This is a genomic window from Streptomyces sp. NTH33, from assembly GCF_003236365.1.
Taxonomy (GTDB): Bacteria; Actinomycetota; Actinomycetes; order Streptomycetales; family Streptomycetaceae; genus Streptomyces.
This window is the reverse complement of sequence record NZ_POTZ01000242.1, coordinates 1-10,877: the sequence shown is the minus strand read 5'-3', so window position 1 is coordinate 10,877 and position 10,877 is coordinate 1. Positions and strand designations below refer to the sequence as shown.

Genomic DNA, 10,877 nt, shown 5'->3' with positions numbered 1-10,877 from the left:
GTCCACCCGGGGAAGCGCTGCCGTCGCAGTGTGGTGGGCGGGGGCAGGGGGGCAAGGACGAGTGCGACGCGAAGCGCTGCCTGTCCGCTCCCGCGCTCGCCGTCGGCCGTTCCGGTCCCGACGGTGTCCGAGCTTGTGCGGTGGGGCATGAGGAACGGCACCGCTTCGGCCTGGACGGTGCCGGCGAGCCCCGACCGGGCGGCTTCCGGACCCGCCGGCGCACCGAGCCGCTGTCACCGGGCGGTGGACCAGGGGGCGAGCAGGTCGTGCAGCAGTTGGGTGAAGGCGCCGTCCAGTGCCTCTTCCCACTCCTGGTCGCCGACGGCTTCGGGGCAGAGAGCGGCGGGGCGGGCGATCCACAGGATTTTCCAGGGCCTGGAGGCCAGTGCCGAGTCGCCCCAGATTCCGCCGCGCGGGCAAAGAGGGTGGAGCAGATCAGCGATGCGTTCCATCGCGACCTGGAGCAGCGGACCCTCGGTCGCCGTGTACGCCGCCGAGAACGCCTCGGGGGAGGACCGGGCGACGGCAGCGGTCGTGGGATGGCGGCGGATGACGCGCACCACCTGCGCCAGGTGCTCGGTGAGCCCCTGGACGGTGCCGTCGCTGGGGCGTGTGCGGTCCGCCGTGTCGAAGGCGTGCGAGAGTTCGGCCTTCAGCGCGAGCAGGTGCAGCGCGGAGACGGTCCTCCAGTTGGCGTAGAGGAAGTTGCGTGACGTTCCGCAGTGGCGAGCGATGGTGGCCAGGGGTACGGCCAGGCCGTCGGTGCGCATCAGTGTGCGCACCGTGGAGATCACATGTCCTGTGCTGTGCGGGTGGTGACCGTATGCGAATCCCTGGCTCATCCCACCCACTCTGCGAAAAAGCGTGAGCACCTGGTGGGTGAATGCCACCTGTGCACTCAAATGAGCGATGGAGGGACAGTGGTGGCTCGGATGCTCACCGTTTCAGGTGGAGGGGGGACTTCCTTGACGGCGGCGATGAACGACGACCAGCCGGACACCGAGAAGACCAGCACCGGACCCCGCGGAACCTTGGAGTCCCGCACGGGAACCCCGGAAGCATGGCCATCGAGGACCTCCAGGCAGCTACCGCCCTGGTCGTTGCTGTGTGATGACTTCCGCCAGCCCCGCAATGCGGCCCCGTTCGCAATGGGTCGGTCAGTCATGGCGTTCGTAGTCCCTTGCTGTCGCCTTGAGCAGAGCCAGTGACTCCTTGAGCGGCAGTGCATTGCCCAGCGCGAAATCGTAGCGATGCTGCAGCTCCTGGACCACGGACGGGGCATCGTGAATCTTGCCCATGTGCAGGCCCTCGCCGTAGGCCATGGGCGGCTGGTCCTCGAACCACATCAGCGTGAGCATGTTGCTCAGGAGCGGGTGGACACCCAACGCGAACGGCAGGACGTACACCTGGATCCGGCCGACCTCGGCGAAGCGCACGAGATGATGAATCTGCTCCGCCATGACATCCGGTCCGCCGATCCGGCGGCGTAACACCGCCTCGTCCAGCAGCGCCCATACCACCGGTGTCACCGGATCGTCGAGAATCTTCGCGCGCTCAAGGCGTGTGACAAGGCGCCTGTCACGTTCCTCATCACCCACCGGAGGGAATGCCGTGCTCAGGACCGCACGCGCGTACCTTTTTGTCTGGAGGATGCCCGGCACGAACGACAGGGCGAACTCACGGATCATCACCGCCTGTTGTTCAAGAAGCCGCGCCGCCTCGAAGTAGTCGGCGACCGCCGCGTCCTGCTCCGGCAGGAAACTGCTCAGCACGTTCCCCGTGTTCAGAGCCGTGTCGAGCCGGCGTGCGTCCTGCTTGGACGGGATCCGTCGGCCTCCCTCGATGTGCGCGATGTACGAGCGCGTCACGATCGTCATGTCGGCGAGCTGCTGCTGCGTAAGGCCCGCCGCCTCGCGCTGTGCCTTGAGCCAGTCGCCGTAGGTGTTGCCCAAACCGCCAGCCCCCTTGTGACAAGAGCTCTGTCACCGACTTCCCTCTGGCGAGCCTAGCCCGAATCGTCGCACGCTGTGAGTGGGTCGCTACACAAAGCGAGACCTCCGTGACCGTGCGACCGGTCCGGGACGTGGTCATCGACGAAACCGAAATCCAAGGAGTCGACGAGGTGAGTTCTCGTACCGCCCGTCTCTTCGAGCCGTTGCTACGGCTCCTGCTGCCGGGCCGCGGGCGGCGCCGCCGCGCCGCCGCGCCGTCCAGCCGCAGGCCGTTCACCCCTCGGGCCGAAGCGCCGACCTCCCGGCAGGCCGGCGCCTTTCCGCTCCGAGGTGAGGACAACGCCCTGGTCCGCCCTTACCTCGTGGCCCATGAGCGTCGCGAGGAAGCCAGGCGGCAACAGGCCCGCCGCCGCGCGCTGTGGCTCGCCGTCCACGGCACCGGTGCAGGGCCGCGTGTCCTTCACGGAGCAGAGGTGACGGCGTGAGGCGCGGTGTCGGGGCCGCACGCCTGCTGCCCTGGACGGGGCCGGAGGGCAAGCCCTGCTACCTCCTCACCGACGGAACCGGCCACCTCTCCCGGAGAGCCGACGCCATCGAAGCCGTGCAGCTCGGCATGGCGGGTGAACTCCTCGGCCACGCCGCCGACATGTTCGCCGACCACCGTGCGACCCCCGCCCAACTCCGCTTTCTGCTCGCGCGCATGCACGAGGCGCTGACCGACGTGCACCGGATCGCGGAGAGCCGGGGTGCCCGCCTGGCCGCGTCCGCACACGACGACCCGGACGGTTCTCACCTCCCCGAGGACACCGATTCCTGAGCACGTTTGATAACGACCGGTCAATTCCTGGCCCGTTCGCACAACCATTCCCCTGAAGCCGCGCGTCAACTGTGCATGACTCACTGGATATCCAGACGCGCCAGAGTGCTCGCGGCGGGGGTCGGAGCCGGGATGCTGATTCCCTGTACGGCGGCCGCGACGCCCGCGGCGGCCGCCGCTCCGACGGTCAGCTGCACGTCCGGCAAGGCGGGGCTGGCCGCCAAGTTGCAGAAGGACATCACCGCGGCCATGAAGGGCCGCAAGGGCACCGTCGCGGTCGGTCTGCTCGACCGCACCACGAAGACGACCTGCACGCTCAGGGGGTCGACGGCCTACGACTCCGCCAGCGTGGTCAAGGTCACCGTCCTCGCAACCCTGCTGTGGGACGCCAAGAAGCACAACCGCTACCTCACCACCCGCGAGTCCACCCTCGCCAAGGCGATGATCACCAAGTCGGACAACAGCGCGACCTCCACCCTGTGGAAGCAGCTGGGCGTGACGAAGGTGAAGGGCTTCCTCAAGGCGGCCGGCATGACCCAGACCAAGCCGGGCGCGAACGGCTACTGGGGTCTGACCCGGATCACCGTGCGCGACGAACAGAAGCTGCTCGCACTGATCACGGCGAAGAACTCCGTGCTGAGCGACAACTCCCGCGCCTACCTCCTCAAGCTCATGGGCCAGGTCGTCTCCTCCCAGCGCTGGGGCACGCCCGCCGGAGCGCCGTCCTCCGTGGCCATCCACGTCAAGAACGGCTGGCTGCAGCGCTCCACCCACGGCTGGCGGGTGCACAGCGTCGGCACCTTCGACGGCGCCGGCCGCGACTACATGATCACGGTGCTCACCCAGGACAACAGCACCATGAACTACGGCGTCACCACCATCCAGAACATCGCCAAGGCCATCCACAAGGATCTGGTCCCCACGACGGCGGGCACAGCGCGTTACACACCGACCACCGCACCCAAGGAGGCGTTCGTGGCGGTTCCGCCGAGCGGCTGGCGCCCGCGGGGCGGATCGTCGCGGCGGGATGAAATCCGCTCCCGCCCGCGTTGGTGCCTTGCGGAAGATCAGGTCGTCAGGGAGGCACCGACGTGGCAGCGCAACCGGCGGAAGCACGAGGGTGGGCGCGAAGGCTGGCCTCGTACGCCTGGCGGTATCCGAAGGACGTCGTCCTCGCCCTCGGCGCATCCCTCGCCGGTATGGCGGTCATGGCCGTCGTCCCGCTGATCACCAAGGTGATCATCGACGACGTGATCGGCAGCCACAGCCGCCGTATGGCCCCCTGGGCCGGCGCCCTGATCGGCGCCGCGCTCGTCGTCTACGTCCTCACCTACATCCGCCGCTACTACGGCGGCCGGCTCGCCCTCGACGTCCAGCACGACCTGCGGACGGAGATGTACGGGACGATCACCCGGCTCGACGGCCGCCGTCAGGACGAGCTGTCCACCGGACAGGTGGTCGGCCGCGCCACCAGTGACCTGCAGCTGATCCAGGGCCTGCTCTTCATGCTGCCGATGACCATCGGCAACGTCCTGCTCTTCCTGATCTCCCTGATGATCATGGCCTGGCTGTCGCTGCCGCTGACCCTGGTGGCCCTCGCCGTCGCCCCGGCCCTCGGCTGGATCGCCAGACGCAGCCGGACGAAGCTGCACCCCGCCACCTGGTACGCGCAGGCCCAGGCCGCGGCCGTGGCGGGAGTGGTCGACGGCGCGGTGAGCGGCGTGCGCGTGGTGAAGGGCTTCGGGCAGGAGGAGCAGGAGACCGCCAAGCTGCGGGAGGTCGGCCGGCGGCTGTTCGCCGGGCGGCTGCGCACGATCCGGCTGAACGCGAGGTTCACCCCGGCGCTGCAGGCGGTGCCGGCGCTCGGCCAGGTCGCCATGCTGGCCCTCGGCGGCTGGCTGGCGGTGCGCGGGCACATCACGCTCGGCACCTTCGTCGCCTTCTCCACCTACCTCGCCCAGCTCGTCGGCCCGGTCCGGATGCTCGCCGTGGTCCTCACGGTCGGCCAGCAGGCCCGGGCGGGCACCGAGCGCGTCCTGGAGCTGATCGACACCGAGCCCACGCTCGCCGACGGCACCAAGGAGCTGCCCGCCGACGTGTCCGCCACCGTCGAGTTCGACGACGTGTCGTTCGGGTACGCGGACGGCCGGTCCGTACTGAAGGGCCTGTCCTTCGAGATCCGCCCCGGTGAGACGCTGGCCGTCGTCGGCTCCTCCGGTTCCGGGAAGTCCACGGTCTCCCTGCTGCTGCCGCGCTTCTACGACGTCACCCACGGCGCCGTCCTGGTCGGCGGCCACGACGTGCGCGAGCTGACCCTGGACTCGCTCCGGGCCGCGATCGGGCTGGTGCCCGAGGACTCCTTCCTGTTCTCCGACACGGTCCGCAACAACATCGCCTACGGCCGCCCCGACGCCACCCAGGAGCAGATCGAGGCGGCCGCCCGCGCCGCCCAGGCCGACCGTTTCATCGCCGAGCTGCCCGAGGGGTACGACACCACGGTCGGCGAGCACGGTCTGACGCTCTCCGGAGGCCAGCGCCAGCGCATCGCGCTCGCCCGCGCGATCCTCACCGACCCGCGCCTGCTCGTGCTGGACGACGCCACCTCCGCCGTGGACGCCCGCGTCGAGCACGAGATCCACGAGGCCCTGCGGCAGGTCATGGAGGGCCGTGCGACCCTCCTGATCGCCCACCGCCGTTCCACCCTGAACCTCGCCGACCGCATCGCCGTCCTCGACCAGGGCCGCCTCGCCGACATCGGCACGCACGACGAGCTCCAGGAGCGCTGCGCCCTCTACCGGCGCCTGCTCACCGACCCCGACGAGCTCGGCGGCGTCTCCCCGGGCCACGCGCGGCCCGCCGCACCGCAGGAGGACACCTCCGTAAGGGAAGAGCTGGACGCCGAGTTCGACGCGGAGCGCGGGGTGACGCCGCGGCTGTGGACCGGCGACCGGGAACCGAAGGACACCGCCCTGTCGGGCAGCCCGGCCACCCCCGAGCTCCTCGCCCAGGTCGAGGCCCTGCCGCCCGCGACCGACACCCCCGGCATCGACGAGCGGCAGGCGGTCCGCCCGGAGAAGTCCTACGGCCTGCGCCGCCTCCTGCGCGGGTTCGGCCCGCCGCTCCTGATCAGCCTCGGCCTCGTCGCCGTGGACGCCGGCATGGGCCTGCTGCTGCCCGTCCTGATCCGGCACGGCATCGACCAGGGCGTCACCCGGCTGGCCCTCGGCGCGGTCTGGGCGGCCTCCCTGCTCGCGCTGCTCGCCGTCCTGCTGCAGTGGGCGGCGCAGATCGGCGAGACCCGGATGACCGGACGCACGGGCGAGCGCGTGCTGTACTCGCTGCGCCTGAAGATCTTCGCCCAGCTCCAGCGGCTCGGGCTGGACTACTACGAGCGCGAGCTGACCGGGCGGATCATGACCCGGATGACGACCGATGTCGACGCTTTGTCGACATTTCTGCAGACGGGTCTGGTCACGGCGTTCGTCTCCGTGGTCACCTTCTTCGGCATCATGGTCGTCCTGCTGGTGATCGACGTACAGCTGGCGCTGGTCGTCTTCGCGACGATGCCGCCGCTGATCGTCGCCACCTTCTTCTTCCGCCGGGCGAGCGTGAAGGCGTACGAGCTGGCCCGTGAGCGGGTGTCGGTGGTCAACGCCGACCTGCAGGAGTCGGTGGCGGGGCTGCGGATCGTGCAGGCGTTCCGGCGCGAGCGGGACGGCGGGCGGCGGTTCGCCGAGCGCAGCGACGGCTACCGCAGGGCCCGCATCCGGGGACAGTGGCTGATCTCGGTCTACTTCCCGTTCGTGCAGCTCCTGTCCTCGGTCGCGGCGGCCTCGGTGCTGATCGCGGGGGCGGGCCGGGTGGAGGCGGCGACGCTGACCACGGGCGCCCTGGTGGCGTACCTGCTCTACATCGACCTGTTCTTCGCGCCCGTCCAGCAGCTCTCCCAGGTCTTCGACGGCTACCAGCAGGCGTCCGTCTCCCTCGGCCGCATCCAGGAGCTGCTGCGGGAACCGACGTCCACGAAGTCCGCCGCCGAGCCCCTCGACGTGCCCGCCCTGCGCGGGGAGATCGCCTTCGAGGACGTGCACTTCGCGTACGGCGCCGCCGACGAGGGGAATGCGGCGCTGAGTGGCATCGACCTGCGCATCCCCGCCGGGCAGACCGTCGCGTTCGTCGGCGAGACCGGTGCGGGAAAGTCGACCCTGGTGAAGCTGGTGGCCCGGTTCTACGACCCGACCGGTGGCCGGGTGACGGTGGACGGCACGGACCTCAGGGCGCTGGACCTCACGGCGTACCGGCACCGGCTCGGGGTCGTCCCGCAGGAGGCGTACCTCTTCCCGGGCACCGTCCGCGACGCCATCGCCTACGGCCGCCCCGACGCCACCGACGCCGAGGTCGAGGCCGCCGCGCGGGCCGTCGGCGCGCACGAGATGATCGCCCTGCTGGAGGGCGGCTACCTGCACGAGGTCGCCGAGCGCGGACGCAACCTGTCGGCCGGTCAGCGCCAGCTCATCGCGCTGGCCCGCGCCGAGCTCGTCGACCCCGACATCCTGCTGCTCGACGAGGCGACCGCCGCGCTCGACCTGGCCACCGAGGCCCAGGTCAACCAGGCCACCGACCGGCTCGCGGGCCGCCGCACCACGCTGGTGGTCGCCCACCGGCTGACGACGGCCGCCCGCGCGGACCGGGTGGTGGTGATGGACCACGGCCGGGTCGCCGAGGACGGCACGCACGACGAACTCCTGGCCCGCGGCGGGCGGTACGCCGCACTGTGGCGGACCTTCGTCGGCGCCCCCGAGCCGGAGGAGCCGGTCAGCGCGTCCCGTTGAGCGCGAGGTACGACCGGCGGAGCGCAACCATCCGGCGTATGTGCCGCGTCCGTACATCTGTACGCTTCAGTAACTGTCGCGAGGGGGGCGGATGTGGACAGTGGTGCGATACGCCGGTGGCCGGCGCTCGGCGTCGTCGTACTGACCGTGGCCGGGCTGCTGGCGCTCACCGCGCCCGGCACCGCACAGGCGGCCGAGTCCACCTGCGCGGGCCGTCAGGTCGGGACGCTCCCGTTCGCCACCGGTTCCGTCCACGTCTACAAGCGCGACGGCTACGTCTGTGCCCTCACCCGCGCCAAGAAGCCGGGCCCCAAGCGGAAGATGTCGGTCACCGTGCAGGCCCGCGGCAACCGTCCGGTCACCGACAAGGGCCGCTATTCCCGGCACGCCGGCCCGGTCACCGTGCACGCCGGCCGCCGGTGCGTGCGCGTCGCCGGATCGGTGGGGTCGAAGTCGGTGCGCAGCGACTGGATCCTGTGCTGAGCGCGCGACGAATCCCTGACACCGTAGAGGGTTTTCCCCTACACCTCTGGTGTGCACCCGAGTTGCTCCGATAGCTTCCGGCGAACACCTGTCTGAAAGGGAGGGCGCATGCGCAAGGCGCTCAGATGGCTGCTCGCGCTCACGGTGCTCATCGGCACCGTGAGCACGGCGGGGACGGCCACCGCGGCCCAGCCGGAAGCCGTGAACGGGACCGCAAGCAGCACGGACACCGACATCAAGGACCGGCTGCTGGCCATACCGGGCATGAGCCTGATCCAGGAGAGGCCCTACACCGGCTACCGCTTCTTCGTCCTCAACTACACCCAGCCGGTCGACCACCGGAACCCGTCGAAGGGCACCTTCGAGCAGCGGATCACCGTGCTGCACAAGGATGTCGACCGTCCGACGGTCTTCTACACCGGTGGGTACAACGTCTCCACGACGCCGAGCCGCCGCGAGCCGACCCAGATCGTGGACGGCAACCAGGTCTCCATGGAGTACCGTTTCTTCACCCCGTCCCGGCCGGCCCCGGCCGACTGGTCCAAGCTGGACATCTGGCAGGCCGCCAGCGACCAGCACCGCATCTTCCAGGCCCTGAAGCCGGTCTACTCCCACAACTGGATCGCCACCGGCGGCTCCAAGGGCGGCATGACGGCCACCTACTACAAGCGCTTCTACCCCGGTGACATGGACGGTGTGGTCGCCTACGTCGCCCCCAACGACGTGGTCGACAAGGAGGACTCCGCCTACGACCGCTTCTTCGCCACCGTCAGCACCAAGGACTGCCGCGACCGGCTGAACGGCGTGCAGCGCGAGGCGCTGGTGCGCCGGGAGACGCTGAAGAACAAGTACGCCCAGTACGCCGCCGACAACGGCTACACCTTCACCACCGTCGGCAGCCTCGACAGGGCGTACGAGGCCGTCGTCCTCGACTACGTGTGGGGCTTCTGGCAGTACGGCCGGCTGACGGACTGCGCCACCATCCCGGGCGACGCCAAGAACGCCACCGACCAGCAGATCTGGGACTCCGTCGACGACATCGCCGGGTTCTCCTTCTACACCGACCAGGGCCTGGAGCCCTACACGGCGTACTACTACCAGGCGGGCACGCAGCTGGGAGCGCCGACCGTCCACTTCCCGCACATCGAGAAGAAGCTGATCCGCTACGGCTACCAGCCGCCGCGGAACTACGTGCCGCGCTCCATCCCGATGAAGTTCCAGCCGTCGGCGATGCGTGACGTGGACAACTGGGTGCGCCGGCACGCCCACCAGATGCTCTTCGTCTACGGGGAGAACGACCCGTGGGGCGCGGAGCCGTTCCGCCTCGGCCACGGGGCACGCGACTCCTACGTCCTCACCGCGCCGGGCATGAACCACGGCGCGAACGTCGCCGGTCTCGTCCCGGAGGAGAAGGCGCTCGCCACGGCCAGGATCCTCGAGTGGGCCGGAGTCGCCACCTCGACGGTCCAGGCGAACCCGTCGGTGGCCAAGCCGCTGGCCCGCTACGACGCCAAGCTGGACGTGCGTGACGTGGAGCGCGAGCCGGCGCTCAGGCCGTAAGCCGCTGAGGCTGCGTCCGGACGCACGGCTTCACAGCCTCCGGGCGCAGCCCACCGGTTCGTCCCCGCCCAGCCGCACGTACAGGGCGGTCGACGCCGGGCACCGGGCGCGACTGCGCACGGCCCGCACCACCTGGTACTCCGGCTTCCTCTTCCCCGAGCCGTCGCACGCGGTCTCCCGCACCTCGCCGGGGCCCGCGCCGTAGACGCAGTCGCCGACGACGGTGCGCGGCCCGCCCCCGCCGCCGGGATCGCCGGGGTGCGGCGGCTGCAGGTTGCGCATGCAGGCGTAGCCCTGCGGGATCACGCCTTCGCCGTCGGCGGCGGGCTGGGCGCCGATGTGCAGCACGAAGTCGGTGGCCGGCGGGCACGGCGGCCCGTCGGCCGGCCTGCCGTCGTGGCGGGCGATCACGCGGGCCGCCGCCCGTTCGCCGGTGCACGGCACCTCGGTGAAGCTCGTCGTGCCGAAGGAACTGCACTCGTCGACGCCGAGGAACACCGTGCCGTAGCCGGAGGGCTGCGTCGGCATACCGCCGGGCGGTGCCCCGAACTCCACGGAACCGGACGTCTGCCGGCAGCCCGTCAGCAGGGTTGCCAGCAGGGCCGTGAGCAGCGCCGGCAGGGCCCATTCCGGCCCCGTCGGCCGTTTCCCGCGCATCGCCATCCCCGGTCCACCCCCGACCAGCGTGGCCCGTCGCGGCGGGGCCACGCCAGACGTGCGGGGACGCTTTGGGCCAGTCGGGGGCGGTGGGCCGGGTGCACGGCGTACGCGCCGTACGTCCGATGCGCGAGCCCGGTCAGTACGACAGGCCGTATCCGACGGGGTAGAGGACCTTCACCGGATCGTCGGCCCGCTGCACCGGCACCGGCAGCCTCCCTCGCGGCTTCACCCGGCCGGCGATCACCCGTGCGGCGGCGCGCAGTTCGACGTCGGTCCAGGAGTAGGCCGCCAAGTGGGCCGGGACGGAGGGCAGGTGGGCGACGTCGTAGGGATTGCGGATCGCGACCGCGATCACCGGGCGGCCGGTGGCGAGGAGCCGCTGCACCAGGGTCTTCTGGGAGCTGCCCGCCGTGACGTTGTACGTCCCGACCACCACCGCGTCCGCCTCCCGCGCCGCGGCGGCCGCCTGGTCGATGGCCGCCGCCGAGGGGGCGGTGCCGGTCGACAGGGCCGTGGCGGTGAAGCCCAGTTCGGTGAGGGCGGCGGCGAGGACGCCGGTGGGCGGGCCCGTGG

The 10,877-nt window shown here is 70.8% G+C and carries 10 protein-coding genes and 1 pseudogene; 6 read left to right on the top strand and 5 right to left on the bottom strand.

Annotated elements, in window-relative coordinates; all coding sequences use genetic code 11:
* Positions 1-233 precede the first annotated feature (233 nt).
* From C1I97_RS22085 to C1I97_RS22075, 3 genes are read right to left on the bottom strand one after another with little or no spacing between them, the layout of a single operon-like run.
* Complete coding sequence (locus C1I97_RS22085; RefSeq protein WP_111004945.1) at positions 234-842, bottom strand: hypothetical protein; 609 nt, start codon at positions 840-842, stop codon at positions 234-236.
* Between the two features lie 56 nt (positions 843-898).
* Positions 899-1,165 (bottom strand): DUF397 domain-containing protein, encoded by a 267-nt coding sequence (locus tag C1I97_RS22080; protein WP_111004944.1) that lies wholly within the window; start codon positions 1,163-1,165, stop codon positions 899-901.
* Positions 1,158-1,952, bottom strand: a complete 795-nt coding sequence (locus tag C1I97_RS22075; protein WP_111004943.1) for a helix-turn-helix domain-containing protein — start codon at positions 1,950-1,952, stop codon at positions 1,158-1,160. The genes C1I97_RS22080 and C1I97_RS22075 overlap by 8 nt, the downstream gene beginning before the upstream one ends.
* A gap of 170 nt (positions 1,953-2,122) precedes the next feature.
* Between C1I97_RS22075 and C1I97_RS22070 the strand changes: the two genes are divergently transcribed.
* The 6 genes and pseudogenes from C1I97_RS22070 (at position 2,123) to C1I97_RS22045 (ending at position 9,644) form a co-directional block, all read left to right on the top strand.
* The gene (locus C1I97_RS22070; protein ID WP_111004947.1) at positions 2,123-2,437 is read left to right on the top strand and encodes a hypothetical protein; all 315 of its coding nucleotides are present in this window, start codon (positions 2,123-2,125) and stop codon (positions 2,435-2,437) included.
* Complete coding sequence (locus C1I97_RS22065) at positions 2,434-2,769, top strand: hypothetical protein (RefSeq protein WP_111004942.1); 336 nt, start codon at positions 2,434-2,436, stop codon at positions 2,767-2,769. The genes C1I97_RS22070 and C1I97_RS22065 overlap by 4 nt, the downstream gene beginning before the upstream one ends.
* A gap of 132 nt (positions 2,770-2,901) precedes the next feature.
* A pseudogene (locus tag C1I97_RS22060) lies at positions 2,902-3,765 on the top strand (serine hydrolase); the annotation flags it as partial.
* Between the two features lie 95 nt (positions 3,766-3,860).
* Positions 3,861-7,601 carry an ABC transporter ATP-binding protein gene (locus C1I97_RS22055; RefSeq protein WP_111004941.1) on the top strand — a complete coding sequence of 1,247 codons (3,741 nt, stop codon included), beginning with the start codon at positions 3,861-3,863 and terminating at the stop codon, positions 7,599-7,601.
* 93 nt (positions 7,602-7,694) lie between these two features.
* Positions 7,695-8,084 (top strand): hypothetical protein, encoded by a 390-nt coding sequence (locus tag C1I97_RS22050; protein ID WP_111004940.1) that lies wholly within the window; start codon positions 7,695-7,697, stop codon positions 8,082-8,084.
* 108 nt (positions 8,085-8,192) lie between these two features.
* Positions 8,193-9,644 (top strand): S28 family serine protease, encoded by a 1,452-nt coding sequence (locus C1I97_RS22045; RefSeq protein ID WP_111004939.1) that lies wholly within the window; start codon positions 8,193-8,195, stop codon positions 9,642-9,644.
* 30 nt (positions 9,645-9,674) lie between these two features.
* Here the strand turns inward: C1I97_RS22045 and C1I97_RS22040 are convergent, their stop codons facing one another.
* Together C1I97_RS22040 and C1I97_RS22035 are read right to left on the bottom strand one after the other, a co-directional pair.
* The gene (locus tag C1I97_RS22040) at positions 9,675-10,307 is read right to left on the bottom strand and encodes a hypothetical protein (RefSeq protein ID WP_441349138.1); all 633 of its coding nucleotides are present in this window, start codon (positions 10,305-10,307) and stop codon (positions 9,675-9,677) included.
* A 133-nt stretch (positions 10,308-10,440) separates the two neighbouring features.
* The coding region (locus C1I97_RS22035) for a glycoside hydrolase family 3 C-terminal domain-containing protein (protein ID WP_181446854.1) at positions 10,441-10,877 on the bottom strand (437 nt) is incomplete at its 5' end.

What these genes read in the sequence shown, in the direction of transcription:
- C1I97_RS22085 (WP_111004945.1), bottom strand. Translation starts at nt 842, where the DNA reads ATGAGCCAGGGATTCGCATACGGTCACCACCCGCACAGCACAGGACAT.
- C1I97_RS22040 (WP_441349138.1), bottom strand. Translation starts at nt 10,307, where the DNA reads ATGGCGATGCGCGGGAAACGGCCGACGGGGCCGGAATGGGCCCTGCCG.
- C1I97_RS22080 (WP_111004944.1), bottom strand. Translation starts at nt 1,165, where the DNA reads ATGACTGACCGACCCATTGCGAACGGGGCCGCATTGCGGGGCTGGCGG.
- C1I97_RS22045 (WP_111004939.1), top strand. Translation starts at nt 8,193, where the DNA reads ATGCGCAAGGCGCTCAGATGGCTGCTCGCGCTCACGGTGCTCATCGGC.